Raw genomic sequence first — 17,888 nt, 5'->3', positions numbered from 1 at the left:
CCGGTTACGTCCGGTCGCGCTCCGGCGCGTCACGACCCGTGGAGGGTGGACATTGAGTCCGAAAAATCTTCGTCCACCCCCAACGCCTGTTTTCTGCGCCACCGTCATCCTGATCCGCCGCCCCATCCCTGCGGCGCTTCGAAACCAGATGGAGGCGTACCATGCTTGACCGAACCGCACCGTCGCCGACGCGCTATCTGCGCACTCATGAAGCCGCCCGGATTCTCGGCCTTTCCCCGCGCACGCTGGAAAAATATCGCTGCCACGGAACGGGACCGACGTTCCGCAAGCTTGGCGGTCGCGTCGTCTATCTGATCGACGATCTCGACCTCTGGGCTGCGGCCGGTGCGTGCAAGTCCACCTCTGACCCGAATTACGACGCGGCGCGTGCCGCCGGGCAGGTTCCGCGATGAATACCGCGTCAGGCATGTCGCACTCCCGGTCCGCCAGCGAGCGCAGCAGGCTTCACCCGTTTGTGGTCTCCGGCGGGGATGCCAGCCCGCGCGATCAGCGTGACCTAATGGAACGACCATTTTTCTCGCTCGCCAAGGCGAAACGCACGGTGCCGATCCTCTACGCAGCTGGCGACGTCCGTGTCGAAGTCCTCGGCATGCCCGAACACGGCATGGCGACGATCTGGGATGCCGATGTGCTGATCTGGGCTGCCAGCCAGATCGTCGAGGCGGAAAATCTTGGTCTTACGACATCGCGCTTCCTGCGTTTTACGCCCTATCAGCTCCTGAGCGGTATCGGGCGTCAGACGGGGGCGCGGGATTACGGGCTGCTCAAGGCGGCCCTGGCCCGGCTCCAGTCCACCGTGGTCGCCACCACGATCCGCAACGGCCAGAACTGGCGCCGCCAGCAGTTTTCCTGGATCACCGAATGGGAGATCTGTGCCAGCCAGACGGGCCGCGCCGCCGGTGTCGAGATCGTCATTCCCGAATGGTTCTATCGCGGCGTGATCGACCGTTCGCTCGTGCTGGCCATCGATCCGGCCTATTTCCGCCTGACCGGCGGCATCGAACGCTGGCTCTATCGCGTCGCCCGCAAGCATGCCGGGCGACAGCAGGCGGGCTGGGCCTTCGAGATTGCCCATCTGCACCGAAAATCCGGCAGTCTCGCCAGGGTGGCTGACTTCGCCTGCGACATCCGGCGCATTGTCGCCCGTCAGTCCTTGCCTGGTTACCGGCTGGGCATCGAGCGCGATGGTATGCGCGAGTTGCTCCGCATCCTGCCTGCCGACTTATCCACAGATCCTGTGGATAGTCATGTGGATGGTATCGGGACTTCGGGCGTTGGGACTATCGGGACATCAGGCGTGCCACTATCGGGACTTCAGGCGTGCAAACCCCAGCTAAGTCTTTGGCCTGAAACGGCGATTCCAGCCCTTAACTTATCTAACTTAGAATCTAACTCTTATGTTGTTGGGACGGGCCGCCTTGCGGATAACGGCCGTGACCCATCCGTCTCCCGCCGGCAGGGGCGTGGAGGCGGGCCATGATCGTGGCGCTCCTCAACCAGAAGGGTGGTGTCGGCAAGACGACGCTGGCGCTGCATCTTGCCGGCCAATGGGCTCGGGAAGGCCGGCGCGTGACGGTCATCGACGCCGACCCGCAAGGCTCGGCGCTGGACTGGTCAGCACAGCGGGCGAGGGAAGGGCTGCCCAGACTGTTCGGTGTCGTAGGACTGGCGCGCGACACGCTGCACCACGAGGCTCCGGAACTGGCTCAGGGGGTGGATCACGTCGTCATCGACGGTCCTCCGCGTGTGGCGTCCTTGTTGCGCTCCGCCCTGCTGGCCGCCGACCTGGTGCTGATTCCCGCCCAGCCTTCGCCGTTCGATGGCTGGGCCTCGGGCGAGATGCTGCGGCTGCTGGCCGAAGCGCGGCTCTTCCGTCCCGGTCTGCTGGCCCGCTTCGTGCTCAACCGCTGCGCCACGCGCACGGTCATTGCCCGCGAGACCCGGCTGGCGCTGGCCGGGCATGACCCGGCGGCGCTCATGGCGCGGATCGGCCAACGGGTCGCTTTCGCCGATGCCGCACGTTCCGGCCGCCTGGTCTGTGACCTGCGACCGCAGGGTATCGCAGCCCGTGAAATCGCCGCGCTGGCGGCCGAGATCGGGGGGCTGGCGTCATGACCGGGACACCATCCCGAAACGGCTTCGCATCGCGTCCTGCCGACCCCGAGCGTTGGGTAAAGGCAGCGGACAGGACTGCGCTCGCCAACAGTTTTACCGCCCGGCTGACGATCGACGTCACACCGGCCTTGCGCGCCCGCATCAAGGTCGCGGCGTTCCAGCGCGGCATGACCGTCGCCGATACGCTGCGCGCGCTGCTGGCCCGCGAATTCCCTGACAATTCCGGAGACGTGCCATGAATGGACGACTTCCTTCGCCGACGCATCTGCGCGCGGCGTCGCTGACCCATGTCGAACTGACCTGGATCGAAAAACGTGTCGAGCACTGGTTGCGCTTCGGTCAACGCGCTGACGAACAGATCCTTGACGATCGCCGTAGCATTTCCAGTTTCGCGCCGGGCAGCATCTTTGCCTTCGTCCGCTGGGCGTCGGACGATCTGGGCATCACGGTCTCGCGCATCGACATCGTGCGGGCGGTGGCGGTAGGAAGCCCGTTCCAGACCCTCCCGTTTGTGCGTCCTGGCGGCGAAATCCTGCTGCGTGTCGATAGCTGGCCGAGGGTTGAACGTGTGCTTCAGGCGATCAACGCCGTTGAGGCGCTGGGTCTCGATCCGGCGGACGCGGCACCCGAATACTGGCGGCATCTGCACCATCGCATCACTGTCGGACATGAGCCGCGTGCCTATACGCGCGAGCAGCATTCAGCATGGCTCAAGCGGCGGCAGGTGATGTCATGACCCGGCGTGGCTGGTTCTTTGCGACCTATTTTGCCGTACTCGGTGTGGGTGCGTCGATGGTCGTTCATCCTGCGCCACGGCTGATCTGGAACGAGACGGCGAGCGTGCCCGTCGGGTTGTACCGATTGCATAGGAACCCCACACCGCATGTCGGTGATCTGGTCGCCGTCCGTCTGCCAGCGCGCGAGGCGATGCTGCTGGCAAAACGCGGCTACCTCCCTCCCGGTGTGCCCCTGCTCAAGCCTGTAGCGGCTATCGCTGGGCAGTCCGTGTGCCGTATCGGGCAGCGCGTAACCATCGACGGAAAATTCACTGGCGACGCGCAATCCCTCGATCACCGGGGCCGTCCATTGCCCGTCTGGCAGGGGTGCCGACATCTCGCTTTCGGGGAAGTCTTCGTCATGAACCCGGCCGAGCCACGCAGTCTCGACGGTCGGTATTTCGGCCCGTTGCCCCTGTCCACCGTCATCGGTCGCGCCACCCCGGTCTGGCTTCCATCCGGGAACAGGCAGCCTGTCACCGTGACCTTCAATCCGTCACTGAAAGGGCAATGAAATGGCACAGATCGGTCTTTTTACCCGCACCAAAGCCGGTTTTGTCGGGCGTATTCGCACCCTTACCGTGACACAGGACATCATCCTCGTTCCGGCTGAGTTTTCCGATGCCGAACATGCGCCGGATTACCGCGTCCATCTCACCGACGCTGATGGCCCGGAGGTTGGTGCGGGCTGGAAACGCACTGGCGAAAGGGCAGGTGATTACATCGCCGTGGCACTCGATGATCCCGCCTTCGCGCAGCCGATCCGTGCCAATCTCTTCCGTGCCGGTGGGGAGCGTGCGGTCTGGGTGCTGAACTGGACGCGTCCGTCACGGCGTGTCGAACGCGGGGAATGAGACGATGCGACGCATCTTCTTCCTCGCTGTCGGTGTTATTGCAATCGGCGTATCGGGCGCACCTGACCTGTCATGGGCGGCATCGGTTCCAGCGCCCGCTGACACCGATCCTTATGGTGCGGTGATCGCTGAAGCCGTGCAGCGCTTCAACATTCCCGCCACATGGATACGGGCCGTCATGAGCGCTGAGAGCGGTGGTGATATTGGCGCGATTTCATCGAAAGGCGCGCTCGGCCTCATGCAGATCATGCCCGCGACCTGGAGCGACCTTCGTACCCGTTACGGGCTGGGAAGCGATCCGTTCGATGTGCATGACAACATCCTCGCGGGCGCTGCGTTCCTGCGCGAGATGCACGATCGTTACGGCTCGCCGGGTTTCCTGGCAGCCTATAACGCCGGGCCGGGGCGCTATGAGGACTACCGTGATCGGCAACGTCCGCTGCCACCCGAAACGCGCGCCTATGTCGCCGGATTGCTGTCCCTGATCGGTCAGGGCGGTGGTGAATCGTTGCTGCCGGTTTCGCATCCTGATCCGCTGTTCTGGACCCGTGCACCGATTTTCGTCGTGCAGTCGGACGACGCGAGGAAAGGCGTTCCGGTTGCAATGAAGCTGCCGTCGCATGGTGTTCGAAGTGACATCATCGCGCATGGTCTCGCGCCTGTCAGGCCGCTTTCGGATGGGTTGTTCGTTGTCTCTTCCGCATCGGGAGCAATGCCATGAATGCGCACTTTTCCGCTCTCTCTTCTGCCGATTTTCCACGGTTCGTGGGTGACGCTCGGGGCAGCAGACATCATCGCGGGGTAGGTGCAGGCAGGGGTGAACAGGCGCTCTGGGGCAGGGGGAATGAGAGGCGAGATAAAAGGGCGCACATTGCGCCTCGGTTGGGGTGTCGGTTTTCCTGCGTTTTTTCGTTCTTTCAGCAATGTTTCCTCTTCTTTGGCAATGTTTGCCGACCCTGTTTTCCTTTGTTGCACCAGCCTTTTTCGCACATTGGAGGGTCCAATGGCCCGCGAGAATGACTTCCGGCCCCGTCTGGGTCGCATCCGCTCGCCGCGCGCCCAGCGGCTCAAGCCCTTCGTCGCCCAGGCCCTTGCTTCGGCCCAGCGTGCCGGTGGCGGCGGGTTCCGCTCGGGCCGCAACGGCAGTGGTTCCCGTTCGTCCTTCGGGCGTGGCCGCATCGCGGCAGCCAGGGCCAATCGCCTGCTGACCAGCCGAGCCCGCCGCGTGACCGTCAAGGCCCGTGTCGTACGCCATAGCGGGCGCAAGGCGCCGCTCGCCGCCCATCTGCGTTACCTGCGCCGGGAAGGGGTCACGAAGGACGGTGAGAAGGCACGGCTCTTTGGTCCCGGCATCGACGATGCCGACCCGAAGGCGTTCGCCGAACGCTGCGAGGACGACCGTCACCATTTCCGTTTCATCGTCTCGCCCGAGGACGCGCCCGACATGGCCGACATCAAGGGCTATGCCCGCGAACTGGTCGGGCAGATGGAAAAAGACTTCGGCACGAAACTGGACTGGGTGGGGGTGGATCACTGGAACACGCAGCACCCCCACGTCCATATCCTCGTGCGCGGTGTAGCCGAGGATGGCAGCGACCTTGTCATCTCGCGGGATTATATCAAAGACGGGTTGCGCGCCCGTGCCCAGGATCTGGTGACGCAGGAACTCGGGCAGCGCAATGACATCGAAATTCACCGCGCCCTCGAACGTCAGGTCGATGCCGAATACTGGACCCAGCTTGACCGGCAGCTTCAGCGCGATGCGGGGCGCGATGGCGTCATCGACACGGCGCCTTCGCCTGGTGAGCAGCCCGATCCGTTCGGGGCATTGAAGGTCGGACGCCTGCGTCGGCTGGAAGGGCTTGGTCTCGCCCATCAGGTTGGAGAGGGGCAATGGTTGCTGGATGAGATGGGGTGGACGGCCTCCCTGCGGCATCGATGTGCCATAATGGAGGTTCACTGACCATCAGAAGGAGACCGCCCGGATGAAAGCTAGCATAGTCGGCCTTGATATTGCCAAATCTGTTTTTCAGGCTCATGGAACTGATGCGAATGGAAAGAGCATTTTCAAATGCAAGCTTGGTCGCAGTGAAGTTTCGGCATTTTTTGCAAAGCTTGCCCCCTGTGAAGTTGTGCTGGAAGCCTGCGGGTCAGCGCATTACTGGGCACGGGTGATCAGCAGGATTGGTCATGATGTCAAACTGGTTCCTCCTGATCGGGTCAAACCATTTGTCAAAAAAGGCAAGAAAAATGACGCTGTTGATGCGGCTGCAATCTGCATGGCGGCAACTCATCCTGATACGATGTTTGTTCCGATCAAGAGCGAAGAGCAGCAAGGTGTGTTGTCGCTGCATTCCACCCGTGCTCTTCTGGTCAAACAGCAGACCATGTTGAGTAATGCGTTACGGGCTCTTGCTTCCGAGTTCGGGCTGATTGCCCCTCTGGGCACACGCCGGCTGCCAGTGCTGATGGCAAAAATAGAGGCATCAGCAGACCTGCCTGCTGCCATGAAGCAGAGTGCCATGTTGTTATTTGAGCATTACGAAAAAGTCGCTCAGAGCATTGATGCTTTGGAAGGGCAGATCCGGGCGCGTGCAAAAAACGATGATGATGCGCGTCGGCTGATGACCATTCCCGGGGTAGGTCCCATAACGGCTTCCATGATTGTCGCCTCGGTCGCGGATATTGGCTCCTTCGCCTCTGCGCGCCATTTTGCCGCATGGCTTGGGCTTGTGCCTCGTCAGCATTCTACAGGTGGTAAAACCCGTCTGGGAAGGATTACCAAAGCGGGCAACCGGCAGATAAGAACATTGCTGGTTCTTGGCGCCACGGCCATGCTTCATCGTGCCCAGAAGTGGGAGAGCGCTGCGGGTCAGTGGCTATGCGAACTCATGGCGCGTCGTCCAAGGCGTCTGGCAACAGTTGCACTTGCCAATAAAATGGCTCGTATCATCTGGGCGTTGTTGTCACGTAAAGAGATCTATCGTCCGGCTGGTGTCAGTGTTTCAGCAGGCTGACTTGTACCAGCAGAACGATGGACACCGGAGCTTGCTCCGGTAAATCCGGCAGGATGTATGAACCGACGTGATGGGAAGACTGTCATTCAGCAACAGTTCAGGCCATACCGTTCGACCGTCTGTGCCCCTGAGCACGCGATACGAGATTGGTGCCTGACACGTGAGCGCACACCCATGATGGCCAGCGCATAAAGTCGCATAAACAGGCCGGACATAAGAGCGCATCTGACCGGGTCTTCACGTTAAATCGGTATGCATCATCCGCCAGTAGAATAATACGTTTTGGAAATTGCATGGGAAAGACAATGTGAAGCATTGCCTTTAAACGGCCGTCCACATAAGACGGCCGAGGCGACGCTGCGTGAACTGGGCGAACGCGGCGACATCATCAAGCGCATTCACCGTTCCCTGGCCGAGCGCGGGATCGAGCGGAGCACGTCGAGTTATGTGCTGGCGGGCGAAAGCCTGGATGTTCCCGTCATCGGCAGGCTGGTTGATCGTGGTCTGGACGATGAACTGAAAGGCACGGCCTATGCGGTCATCGACGGCGTGGACGGGCGTACGCATCATATCCGCTTTCCCGATCTCGATGCGACCGGGGACAGTGTAATGGGTTCGGTGGTGGAACTGCGCGCCTTCGATGACCGGAAGGGGCAACGGCGTGTGGCGCTGGCTGTGCGGTCTGATCTGTCGATCGAGGATCAGGTGATGGCGCGAGGGGCCACCTGGCTCGACCGGCAGGCAGTGGCGCGCGACCCTGTTGCATTGGGGCAGGCGGGCTTTGGCGCCGAGGTCCGTGAGGCGATGGAGCGCCGGGCGGAGCAACTGATTGAGCAGGGTCTTGCCGAACGTCACACGCAGCGGGTGGTTCTGGCGCGCAACTTGATCGGGACGCTCAGGGACCGGGAGGTCCGGGAAGTTGGAGAGCGGCTGGCCGTCGAGACGGGACGGACATTCAGCCAGTCGGGTTCGGGGGAGTATGTCACCGGCACCTATCGTCAGCGCATGGTGCTGGCCTCGGGTCGCTATGCGATGATTGATGACGGGCTTCAGTTCCAGCTTGTGCCCTGGACGCCATCGCTGGAGAAGCAGCAGGGCAGGCACGTCTCCGGTGTCGCGCGCGACAATGGCGGGATTGACTGGAGCTTCACCCGGAACAGGGGGCTGGGTTTGTGAACCAGCGCTCCTGTCAGTCCGGCTGGGGTTCCCACGGGTTGAGCAGGGGGACACCGCATGGCAGGAAATCCGCGACGTTGCGGGTCACGACCGTCTTGCCATGAACCAGCGCGGTCGCGGCGATGAGGGCATCACGTTCCGAACGGGGATCGGGGACATGGAGCCGGGTGCAGCGCAGGGCTACGGATGTATCGACGGGAAAAATACGCCCTTCGAACGCAGGAAGGACATGCTGTTCCAGCCAGGTCCGCAGGATCGTGCCAGTGGCTCCGTCGCGGCGCTCCACGCGCAGGATGCCGTTTTCCAGTTCCATGACGGTGATGGCGGAGAGATACAGATCTTCTGCCTCCACGCTATCCGCCCATGCCGCGACATTCGGGTCGGCTTTCCCGGCACGGATTTTTCTCAGTTCTGAAACGACGTTCGTGTCCAGCAGGAACATCAGGAAAAATCGGCCGGGCGGAGTGTGATATTGGCGCGAGGCGGATCGAATGCGATGTCCGCAGCTTCCGGCATCGCCAGAGCGTCCGCGATCTTGCGCGGATGGTGTGTCAGACGGCGGTATTCCTCAATACTGAGCAGGACATGGGCCGTGCGTCCCCTGTCGGTGATGAACACCGGTCCCTCGGCCGCCGCCTTCTTGGCCCGGCTGGTGTCCTGGTTGAACTCGCGGCTTGAAAGTGTGGTGATGCTCATGTCCGGCCTCCAGACTGCAATGTAGGAACATTACTACATAATGAGAGGGAGTGCCAGAAAATCCATGTCTGGTCGGGGTTCGCATCATCGTTGGCCGCAGCACCCGTCCAGCCACAAGACCCGGTTATCATTCGACTCCCGCGACCTTCGCTCAATGTGATGACGGTCTGGGCCGCACCGGACAAGTATTTTTTCCCTGCCATGCGCCGGGATGCGACGACGCGGGAAAAGCCCTTGCGGAACGGAAAATGGCCGCCCGACCTGTTCCTGCGCAAGGAGGAATCGAAAATGCCGGGAACCAAAATTCAATGGGGACAGGTCGCGGTGGTCCTGTCCATTGTCGTCCTGTCCTGGTGGGCCGCGACCCAATGGACGGCCTGGGAACTGGGCTTCCAGCCTGAACTCGGTCGGCCCTGGTTCGTGCTGTTCCATCACTGGTCGGTCTACGCGCCGCCGCTGTTTTTCTGGTGGTGGTTCGAATTCGACGCCTATGCCCCGAACGTCTTTGCGCGCGGGGCGTGGATGGCCGGATCGGGTGGGGTGCTGGCTTTCGCCGCCGCCGTGACGCTGTCGGTCCATCGCGCCCGTGAAGCCAGGAAAATCGAAACCTACGGGTCGGCACGCTGGGCGGACCCGGACGAGATCGCGAAAGCCGGGCTGCTTGACCCGGATGGGGTGGTGCTTGGCCGGTATGGCAAGGCCTATCTGCGCCATGACGGACCGGAGCACGTCCTGACCTTTGCACCAACGCGCAGTGGCAAGGGTGTCGGTATGGTCATCCCGACGCTTCTGACCTGGCCTGGCTCAGCTATTGTCCACGACATTAAGGGCGAGAACTGGGAGTTGACGGCGGGATTTCGCGCCCGTTTCGGTCGCGTCGTGCTGTTTGACCCGACCAATGCGATCTCGTCCGCCTATAACCCGTTACTGGAAATCCGGCGTGGAGAGTGGGAAGTCCGCGATGCCCAGAATGTCGCCGATATCCTCGTGGACCCGGAAGGCAGTCTGGAGAAGCGCAATCACTGGGAGAAAACCTCACACTCCCTGCTTGTCGGCGCCATCCTGCATGTCCTCTATGCCGAGCCAGACAAAACCCTCGCCGGTGTCGCCAATTTCCTGTCGGACCCGAAGCGCCCGATCGCCACCACGCTGTCGGTCATGATGCGGACAAACCATCTGGGTGAGAAGTGGCCACATCCTGTTGTTGCATCGGCCGCGCGCGAGCTGCTGAACAAATCGCCCAATGAACGCTCGGGCGTGCTCTCCACTGCCATGTCCTTCCTTGGCCTGTACCGTGATCCGGTGGTGGCGGAAGTCACCCGGCGCTGCGAATGGCGCATTGCCGACATCGTTGGAGGGGACCGCCCAGTGACGCTTTACCTGACCGTGCCCCCCTCGGATATCAGCCGCACCAAGCCATTGATCAGGCTGGTGCTGAACCAGATTGGCCGTAGGCTGACGGAAGACTTGGAGGCTGCGGCACAGCGACGGCGCCTGCTACTGATGCTCGACGAATTTCCGGCCCTCGGGCGTCTGGATTTCTTTGAATCGGCGCTGGCTTTCATGGCGGGCTACCGGATCAAAAGCTTCCTGATCGCCCAGTCCCTCAACCAGATCGAACGGGCTTATGGGCCGAACAATTCGATCCTCGACAACTGCCATGTCCGGGTGAGCTTCGCCACCAACGATGAGCGGACGGCGAAACGTGTGTCTGACGCGCTTGGGACTGCCACCGAGATGAAGGCGATGAAGAACTACGCGGGGCACCGGCTTTCGCCCTGGCTGGGCCATCTGATGGTTTCGCGCTCGGAGACGGCACGCCCGCTGCTGACGGCGGGAGAAGTCATGCAGCTCCCGCCAGCGGACGAGATCGTCATGGTCTCCGGTCTCTATCCGATCCGCGCGAAGAAGGCCCGCTATTTCGAGGATGACCGCTTCCGCGAGCGCGTTCTTCCTCCGCCTGATCTTCCGCGCCCGAAAGATGGCCGTCCCGACGACTGGAGCACGCGACCGTTGCCGCCACGCCCACCGGCGCCGGATGCCGGGGCGGAGCCGACGGAGGACGAGGGGGATGAAGACCCGAAACAGTCTGCCCGCCGCCGTCAGCCAGAACTGGGTGAGGGAACGGTCGAGAAGAAGGAGCCGATGGAAAATGAATTCGCACCCGACCCGACTGACGAATTCGACGACATCGCGCCCCGTAACAACCGGATGAACGATCTCATGCGCGGTGTGGCCCGGCAGGCATCGCTCGACTGTGGCGACGAGCTGGAACTGTGAGGAAAGTATGGTGATGGCAAAAAAGAAAGCCCAGATCTCCGTCTATCTCGACCCTGATGTGATGAAGACCCTCTCCGCCTATGCCGCGCGACGTGCGCAGCCGATGTCCCTGATCGTGGAGGCTGCCGTCGCTTCCTTTCTGTCGCCCGACGGGGAGGAGCGCCGCGAGGCTGCAACATCGAAGCGCCTCGACCGGCAGGACCGGCGTCTTGCGCGGCTGGAGCGCGATATCGGCATCACGGTGGAGACCCTGGCGCTGTTCATCCGCTTCTGGCTCACCACGACCCCGCCCTTGCCTGAACCGGCTGCCAGGGCAGCACGGGCGCAGGCCGGGGCGCGTTACGATAATTTTGTCTCGGCCCTCGGTCGCAGGCTGGCCCAGGGACCGAGACTCCAGCAGGAAATTCCAGACGATGTTTCCGATCCTGCCTTACAGGATGAACCGGATTCGTAATTTCCGCACCCTGCAAGTATTTTTGCCCTACGTTTCCCCACCGCCCTACGACGCATGAATTCCTGTTGAACCGCGTGGTTTCCTGCCTTTCTTAATTGCCCCGTTGCTGTCCGCGCATCGTGTTCGGCTCATAGCGGGGAAAATCATGTCAGTTTCCAGCATCCATGAAAGGGCCACGGTACGCGGCATGTCCATGCTGCGCACGGCGATGGGACCGGCGATTGCCCGGCACCTCGCTGATCCTGCCATTGTCGAGGTGATGCTCAATCCCGATGGCAGGCTGTGGATCGACCGCCTGTCCGAGGGGCTGGGCGATACCGGCGACAGGGTTACGCCGGCCGATGCCGAGCGCATCGTACGCCTGGTCGCGCACCATGTCGGGGCGGAGGTGCATGAGGCAGCACCGCGCGTATCGGCGGAACTGCCAACCGGTGAGCGGTTCGAGGGATTGCTCCCGCCCGTCGTGACCGCCCCGAGTTTCGCCATCCGCAAGCCCGCCGTGGCCGTGTTCACCCTCGACGATTATGTCGCCGCCGGAATCATGACGGTGGGGCAGGCGGTATTTCTGCGCCGCGCGGTCGCGGAACGGAAAAACATCCTGGTCGCCGGCGGGACATCGACCGGCAAGACCACGCTGGTCAATGCGCTGCTGGCCGAGGTCGCGAAAACCGGTGATCGCGTCGTGCTGATCGAAGATACGCGGGAACTGCAATGCACAGCCCCCAATCTGATCGCCATGCGTACAAGGGATGGTGTCGTAACCCTGTCCGAACTGGTGCGGTCCGCCCTGCGCCTGCGGCCCGACCGTATCCCGATTGGTGAGGTGCGCGGCCCCGAGGCGCTGGACCTGCTGAAAGCATGGGGCACCGGCCATCCCGGCGGTATCGGTACACTACATGCCGGATCAGTGCTCGCGGCCCTGTATCGGCTGGAACAACTGATCCAGGAGGCGGTGGTCACAGTGCCACGCGCCATGATCGCGGAAACCATCGACGTCATCGCGGTCCTGTCCGGACGCGGCACGGCCCGCCACCTGTCCGAACTGGCAGAAATCGATGGCCTAGATCCCGTGACGGGTGCCTATCGCATCCGTCCGGTCAGCTTCTCGTCTCTCGAAACATCCTGCTCTGCCAATGGAGAGTCATCATGAGGCCGCCTTCACGTCTGCGCGCCGTCGTGTGCGCTGTCGCACGTCCTGACTGGCATGTGCGGGATCTCCGTGTATTCGGAACGTCCCTGTTGCTGTCGTTTGCTTTCGCGTCGTCGGCATGGGCGTCAGGATCCAGCATGCCGTGGGAAACCCCGCTCAACGAGATTCTGGAATCCGTGCAGGGACCGGTCGCCAAAATCATCTCGGTGATCATCATTACCGTGACCGGCCTGACGCTGGCCTTCGGGGAAACATCCGGCGGGTTCCGCCGCCTGATCCAGATTGTCTTTGGTCTATCCATTGCTTTTGCCGCGTCCAGCTTCTTCCTGTCGTTCTTTTCGTTCTCCGGTGGGGCGCTGATCTGATGGCCGTGGGATATGACGATGATGCCGTGCCGGGCTTCCATGTCCCGGTGCATCGCTCGCTGACCGATCCCATCCTGCTCGGTGGTGCGCCCCGCGCCGTTGCCATCGCCAACGGCACGCTGGCGGCAGCGATCGCCCTTGGTCTGCGGCTGTGGCTGATCGGGGCCGCATTCTGGATCGTCGGCCATGGGCTCGCGGTCTGGGGTGCGAAACGCGATCCGGTCTTCATCAAGGTGGGACGACGGCATCTCCGTTATCCCGCCTGGCTTCGTGCGTAGAGGGAGGACAGGGCCATGATGTCCCTTGGCGAATATCGCAACCGAAACTCCCTGCTGTCTGATTTCCTGCCCTGGGCCGCGCTGGTCGAAAAGGGCGTCGTCCTGAACAAGGACGGCAGTTTTCAGCGCACCGCAAAAATACGTGGTCCCGATCTCGATAGCGCAACACCAGCGGAACTGGTCGGTGTGACCGGAAGATTGAACAATGCGCTCCGTCGCCTTGGCTCAGGCTGGGCGGTGTTCGTGGAAGCGCAGCGCGTCCCGGCGACACTCTATCCTGACGGTGACTTTCCCGACGCAGCCAGCCAGATGGTCGACCTGGAGCGCCGGGAGCAGTTCGAGGATGAGGGCGCGCATTTCGAGAGTCGGTATTTTCTGACCCTGGTCTGGCTGCCACCGGCGGAATCATCAGGTCGCGCCGAGCGTTTTCTCTATGAAGGCAGGGAACGCGATGGTCCCGATCCGCATGGCATGCTCCATACGTTCGTGGACCGCACGGATCGGATGCTGGCCTTGCTGGATGGCTTCATGCCCGAGGCGGCATGGCTGGATGACGGTGAGATGCTGACTTATCTGCACAGTACCATCTCCACCCGGAACCAGCGGGTCCGGGTGCCGGAAATTCCGATGCATCTGGATGCCCTGCTGGTGGACCAGCCGCTTTCGGGTGGTCTGGAGCCAAAGCTGGGCGATGCCTTCCTTAAAACCCTGACCATTACGGGTTTCCCGTCGCGGACTTTCCCCGGAATCCTGGACGACCTGAACCGGCTGGCCATGCCCTATCGCTGGTCCACCCGCGCCATCCTGCTGGACAAGACCGACGCCACCAAGGTGCTGACGAAAATCAGGCGCCAGTGGTTCGCAAAGCGCAAGAGTATCGCAGCCATTGTCCGCGAAGTGATGACCAATGAGGCGTCAGTTCTCGTGGATAACGATGCCGCCAACAAGGCAGCCGATGCCGATCTGGCGTTGCAGTCGCTGGGCGCGGATGATGTCGGGCAGGCTTACATCACGGTCACGGTGACGGTGTGGGATGGCAGCGCCAGCATAGCGGCGGAAAAACTTCGCCTCGTGGAAAGGATCATTCAGGGCCGTGACTTCACCTGCATGGCGGAAAGCCTGAACGCGGTGGAGGCGTGGCTGGGATCTCTGCCGGGGCATGTCTACGCCAATGTGCGGCAGCCCCCGGTCTCGACCCTGAATCTGGCGCACATGATTCCGCTTTCCGCCGTGTGGGCAGGGCCGGAGATGGATGGGCATTTCAAGGCCGCACCGCTGTTTTATGGCAAAACGGCAGGGGCCACGCCGTTCCGGTTTTCCCTGCATGTCGGCGATGTGGGTCATACGCTAATCGCGGGACCGACCGGGGCAGGTAAATCCGTGCTGCTGGCGCTCATGGCGCTCCAGTTCCGTCGCTATGCGGGATCGCAGATTTTTGCCTTCGATTTTGGCGGGTCGATGCGCGCGGCAACGCTGGCGATGGGAGGCGATTGGCGCGACCTCGGGGGTGGACTGACAGATGCCGATCTGTCTGGAGAAGAGGGCAGCGGCGTATTACTTCAGCCGCTGGCGCGGATCGATGATCCGGATGAGCGCAAATGGGCCAGTGAATGGCTCGGTCAGATCCTTGTCGGCGAGGGGGTGGCGCTGACCCCGGAGGTGAAGTCTCACCTCTGGTCGGCTCTGAATTCGCTGGCATCGTCGCCTGCCCGTGAGCGGACCCTGTCCGGCCTGGTCGCGCTTCTCCAGTCCAACGCCCTGAAGCAGGCGTTGGCGCCCTACTGCCTCGGTGGTCCCTACGGCCGCCTCCTGGATGCGGATGCCGAGCGTATCGGGGATGCCGATGTGGTGGTGTTCGAAACCGAAAGTCTGATCGGCTCGGGCGCGGCCTCCTCCGTTCTGTCGTACCTGTTCCACCGCATCGAAGGCCGTCTGGACGGCCGGCCGACCCTGCTGGTCATCGATGAGGGCTGGCTGGTTCTCGATGACGGGGATTTCTCCGGCCAGTTGCGAGAGTGGCTGAAAACCCTGCGCAAAAAGAACGCCAGCGTCATCTTCGCCACCCAGTCCCTGTCGGATATTGCCAATTCCCGCATTGCTCCGGCGGTGGTGGAAAGCTGCCCGACACGGATATTCCTGCCTAACGAGCGGGCGATCGAGCCGCAGATCATGGCGCTCTATCGGGATTTTGGCCTGAACGACCGACAGATCGCCATCATCGCGCGGGCCGCGTCGAAGCGGGACTATTACTGCCAGACGCAACGCGGCAATCGCCTGTTCGAACTGGGGCTCGGGCCTGTCGCACTCGCCTTATGCGCAGCATCAGGGAAGGACGATCACAAGCTGATCGATGCAGTGCTGGCGGAACACGGCCGGGACGGTTTTCTCCTCGCGTGGTTTGACGCGCGGGGCGTGTCATGGGCGGCGGATCTGTTGCGCGACGATCGCGGGGCGGAGGACGTGCCATGACGGAAAGACATTGCCAGCTTCGGACCGATTTTTTTGCGCGTGTGAGAGAAAAACATTTCCATCGCACTGCTCTTGTCGCCTCTGTTACGCTGGCATTCGGTGCAACGTTCGACCTTTCACGACCGGCCCGTGCCCAATGGGCGGTCTATGATGGGGCGAACCACGTCCAGAACGTGCTGATCGCGGCCCGCACGCTTCAGCAGATCGACAACCAGATCACATCTCTTGCCAATCAGGCGCAGATGCTGGTCAACCAGGGCCGTAATCTGGCGAGCCTGCCACTGTCGACATTGTCGACGCTGCAATCAACGATTTCCCAGACAACAGCCTTGCTCGCGCAGGCACAGAACATCGCTTATTCGGTGACCTCGGTCGAGCAGCAATACCAGCAGGCGTACACCTCAATCTCGTCCGGCATGTCAGACAGTGCCCTGTTCAGCCAGGCACAGACACGGTGGCAGAATTCCGTGGGCGGGTTCGAAGATGCCCTGAAGCTTCAGGCTCGGGTGGTAGGAAACATCCCCAGCGACAGTTCGGCCATGACCCAGCTTGTCTCTTCCAGCCAGACCTCCACGGGCGCGTTGCAGGCGGCGCAGGCAGGAAACCAGCTTCTGGCGCTACAGTCCCGTCAGTTATCCGACATTCAGGCCGAACTTGCTGCCAATGGCCGCGCCACAGCCCTGCAACAGGCGCGCGATGCTGCGACGGAAGCGGAAAGTGAAGCTCAGTATCAGCATTTTTCACAGCATGACGCCTATGTGCCCGGCACGGTGTCCATTTTCGGCAGCAGCGGGAACTGACCGCCATGGCGATGGGCAATGTGGGCGTTATCGACACTTTCCTGAATACCTTCACCACCACCATCGACAGCGGCTTCGGTCTGGTGAAGGGGAATGTGATCTCACTAGCAGGAACACTGTCCGTGCTGGATATGGCGCTGGCTGGCCTGTTCTGGGCCTGGGCTGCTGATGAGGACATCATCCAGCGTCTGGTGAAGAAGACGCTCTATATCGGATTCTTTTCCTTTCTGATCAGCAATTTCTCCAGTCTGTCGAAGACCGTCTTTGACAGTTTTGCGGCCCTTGGCCTGAGAGCCGGTGGCGGCAATCTGGCACTCGGAGACTTCCTGCGGCCCGGCCGACTGGCATCCACGGGTTTCGATGCAGCCCAGCCGCTTCTGGATTCAGTCCATAATCTCCTTGGTCCTGTCGCCTTCTTTACGAACTTCATTCAGATCTTTGTGCTCTGTCTGTCGTGGCTGATCGTGCTCGCGGCGTTCTTCATTCTGGCCGTGCAGCTTTTTGTTGCCCTGATCGAATTCAAGCTGACCACGCTGGCGGGTTTCATCCTGATCCCCTTCGCCCTGTTCAGCCGCACCGCCTTTCTGGCGGAAAAGGTGCTGGGCAATGTCGTCTCGTCGGGTGTGAAGATCATGGTGCTGGCGGTCATTTCCGCTATCGCGTCGGTTCTGTTCGCCCAGTTCTCAACCTCCTACGGCAGCGACGTTCCCACGATCGGGCAGTCCGTCTCGGTGGTGCTGGCCTCCCTTGCAATTGTCGGCCTGTCCATTTTTGGCGGCAGCATCGCCAATGGGCTGATTTCCGGCGCACCGCAGCTTGGCGCGGGAGCGGCAGTCGGTACCGGCATGGCGGTTGGCGCCATGGGTGCTGCTGCGGCGGCCGGTGTCGGGGCTGTTGCTTCCGGTGGTGCCGCAGCCCTCGGCGCCACGGCTGCCGCCGCGCGGGGAGGGGCCGCGATTGCCGGGGCTGCTACCTCCGCCTATTCGGCCGGAGCCGCAGGCGCGTCTGGCGGCGCGGGCAGCATGGCCGCCGGGATCGGAGGCATGGGCCGGGCCGTCGGTGGAAATGTCGCGAATGCCGTCAAAGGGGCGGCTTCGCGTGCCGGTTCATCCCTCAAGGAAAGCTATGCCGCCGGTGGACGCTGGGCCGCGCGCGGGATGGGGGAGGGAGGCGAAGGCGGAGCCGGGGATAACGGACCGGCACCTTCTGGAGGCGGTGGTCCTGCCGGAGAAGGGGATGGCCCCACGGGTGGCGGCCCTACCGGTGAGGGTCCGTCTGGTGGAGATGGTGGCGGTTCCGGCGAACCGCCCCGCTGGGCTCAGAAGATGAAGCGCCGCAATGCCGCCGCTCATGCTGCTGAGGCCGCCCATGTTATCCGCTCCGCCGATGGCGGGGGCGGATCTTCCTCCATCGATCTGTCGGAAAAGGAATGAGGAC

General features: G+C 62.3%; 19 protein-coding genes and 2 pseudogenes. 19 read left to right on the top strand and 2 right to left on the bottom strand.

The features are described from left to right. Positions 1-161 precede the first annotated feature (161 nt). The 11 genes and pseudogenes from EOV40_RS11300 to EOV40_RS11245 form a co-directional block, all read left to right on the top strand. Complete coding sequence (locus EOV40_RS11300) at positions 162-413, top strand: helix-turn-helix transcriptional regulator (protein WP_087607231.1); 252 nt, start codon at positions 162-164, stop codon at positions 411-413. Beyond that, positions 410-1,501, top strand: a complete 1,092-nt coding sequence (locus tag EOV40_RS11295) for a replication initiator protein A (RefSeq protein WP_208620530.1) — start codon at positions 410-412, stop codon at positions 1,499-1,501. Before EOV40_RS11300 ends, EOV40_RS11295 begins: the two co-directional genes overlap by 4 nt. Further along, positions 1,498-2,136 (top strand): ParA family partition ATPase, encoded by a 639-nt coding sequence (gene parA / locus EOV40_RS11290; RefSeq protein ID WP_087607232.1) that lies wholly within the window; start codon positions 1,498-1,500, stop codon positions 2,134-2,136. Before EOV40_RS11295 ends, parA begins: the two co-directional genes overlap by 4 nt. Next, complete coding sequence (locus EOV40_RS11285) at positions 2,133-2,375, top strand: hypothetical protein (protein ID WP_087607233.1); 243 nt, start codon at positions 2,133-2,135, stop codon at positions 2,373-2,375. The genes parA and EOV40_RS11285 overlap by 4 nt, the downstream gene beginning before the upstream one ends. Beyond that, positions 2,372-2,872, top strand: coding sequence for a DUF2840 domain-containing protein (locus tag EOV40_RS11280; RefSeq protein WP_087607234.1), 501 nt, complete (start codon positions 2,372-2,374; stop codon positions 2,870-2,872). Before EOV40_RS11285 ends, EOV40_RS11280 begins: the two co-directional genes overlap by 4 nt. Continuing rightward, a complete protein-coding gene (locus EOV40_RS11275; RefSeq protein WP_087607235.1) occupies positions 2,869-3,426 on the top strand; it encodes a S26 family signal peptidase in 558 nt (185 codons plus the stop codon). The genes EOV40_RS11280 and EOV40_RS11275 overlap by 4 nt, the downstream gene beginning before the upstream one ends. 1 nt (position 3,427) lies before the next feature. Further along, positions 3,428-3,766, top strand: coding sequence for a DUF736 domain-containing protein (locus EOV40_RS11270; RefSeq protein WP_087607236.1), 339 nt, complete (start codon positions 3,428-3,430; stop codon positions 3,764-3,766). 4 nt (positions 3,767-3,770) lie between these two features. Further along, on the top strand, positions 3,771-4,487 hold the full coding sequence (locus EOV40_RS11265; protein WP_087607237.1) for a lytic transglycosylase domain-containing protein: 717 nt from the start codon (positions 3,771-3,773) through the stop codon (positions 4,485-4,487). 282 nt (positions 4,488-4,769) lie between these two features. Continuing rightward, positions 4,770-5,675 (top strand): annotated as a pseudogene (locus EOV40_RS11260) (relaxase/mobilization nuclease domain-containing protein); the annotation flags it as partial. Between the two features lie 76 nt (positions 5,676-5,751). Then, positions 5,752-6,783: an IS110 family RNA-guided transposase gene (locus EOV40_RS11250; protein WP_128106011.1), complete on the top strand. Its 1,032-nt coding sequence runs from the start codon at positions 5,752-5,754 to the stop codon at positions 6,781-6,783. Between the two features lie 339 nt (positions 6,784-7,122). After that, a pseudogene (locus tag EOV40_RS11245) lies at positions 7,123-7,959 on the top strand (DUF3363 domain-containing protein); the annotation flags it as partial. A gap of 13 nt (positions 7,960-7,972) precedes the next feature. Here EOV40_RS11245 and EOV40_RS11240 read toward each other — a convergent pair. Both EOV40_RS11240 and EOV40_RS11235 read right to left on the bottom strand, forming a co-directional pair. Next, positions 7,973-8,401 carry a type II toxin-antitoxin system VapC family toxin gene (locus EOV40_RS11240; RefSeq protein ID WP_087607239.1) on the bottom strand — a complete coding sequence of 143 codons (429 nt, stop codon included), beginning with the start codon at positions 8,399-8,401 and terminating at the stop codon, positions 7,973-7,975. Beyond that, the gene (locus tag EOV40_RS11235) at positions 8,401-8,655 is read right to left on the bottom strand and encodes a type II toxin-antitoxin system Phd/YefM family antitoxin (RefSeq protein ID WP_010517990.1); all 255 of its coding nucleotides are present in this window, start codon (positions 8,653-8,655) and stop codon (positions 8,401-8,403) included. Before EOV40_RS11235 ends, EOV40_RS11240 begins: the two co-directional genes overlap by 1 nt. 288 nt (positions 8,656-8,943) lie before the next feature. Between EOV40_RS11235 and EOV40_RS11230 the strand changes: the two genes are divergently transcribed. The 8 genes from EOV40_RS11230 (at position 8,944) to trbL (ending at position 17,884) form a co-directional block, all read left to right on the top strand. Continuing rightward, positions 8,944-10,935 (top strand): conjugal transfer protein TraG, encoded by a 1,992-nt coding sequence (locus EOV40_RS11230; protein WP_010517992.1) that lies wholly within the window; start codon positions 8,944-8,946, stop codon positions 10,933-10,935. 7 nt (positions 10,936-10,942) lie between these two features. Beyond that, positions 10,943-11,389, top strand: a complete 447-nt coding sequence (locus EOV40_RS11225) for a hypothetical protein (protein ID WP_010517994.1) — start codon at positions 10,943-10,945, stop codon at positions 11,387-11,389. 145 nt (positions 11,390-11,534) lie between these two features. Next, on the top strand, positions 11,535-12,539 hold the full coding sequence (trbB, locus tag EOV40_RS11220) for a P-type conjugative transfer ATPase TrbB (protein ID WP_087607240.1): 1,005 nt from the start codon (positions 11,535-11,537) through the stop codon (positions 12,537-12,539). Further along, positions 12,536-12,904 carry a TrbC/VirB2 family protein gene (locus tag EOV40_RS11215; RefSeq protein ID WP_034933525.1) on the top strand — a complete coding sequence of 123 codons (369 nt, stop codon included), beginning with the start codon at positions 12,536-12,538 and terminating at the stop codon, positions 12,902-12,904. The genes trbB and EOV40_RS11215 overlap by 4 nt, the downstream gene beginning before the upstream one ends. Further along, positions 12,904-13,182 carry a VirB3 family type IV secretion system protein gene (locus EOV40_RS11210; RefSeq protein WP_087607241.1) on the top strand — a complete coding sequence of 93 codons (279 nt, stop codon included), beginning with the start codon at positions 12,904-12,906 and terminating at the stop codon, positions 13,180-13,182. Before EOV40_RS11215 ends, EOV40_RS11210 begins: the two co-directional genes overlap by 1 nt. Positions 13,183-13,197: 15 nt before the next feature. After that, on the top strand, positions 13,198-15,651 hold the full coding sequence (gene trbE, locus EOV40_RS11205) for a conjugal transfer protein TrbE (RefSeq protein ID WP_087607242.1): 2,454 nt from the start codon (positions 13,198-13,200) through the stop codon (positions 15,649-15,651). Continuing rightward, complete coding sequence (gene trbJ, locus EOV40_RS11200; protein ID WP_034933520.1) at positions 15,648-16,451, top strand: P-type conjugative transfer protein TrbJ; 804 nt, start codon at positions 15,648-15,650, stop codon at positions 16,449-16,451. The genes trbE and trbJ overlap by 4 nt, the downstream gene beginning before the upstream one ends. A 5-nt stretch (positions 16,452-16,456) precedes the next feature. Next, the gene (trbL, locus tag EOV40_RS11195; protein ID WP_034933517.1) at positions 16,457-17,884 is read left to right on the top strand and encodes a P-type conjugative transfer protein TrbL; all 1,428 of its coding nucleotides are present in this window, start codon (positions 16,457-16,459) and stop codon (positions 17,882-17,884) included. Positions 17,885-17,888: the final 4 nt, after the last annotated feature.

This window comes from Acetobacter oryzoeni (assembly GCF_004014775.2).
Taxonomy (GTDB): domain Bacteria; phylum Pseudomonadota; class Alphaproteobacteria; order Acetobacterales; family Acetobacteraceae; genus Acetobacter; species Acetobacter oryzoeni.
This window is presented reverse-complemented; position numbering and strand designations above follow the sequence as displayed.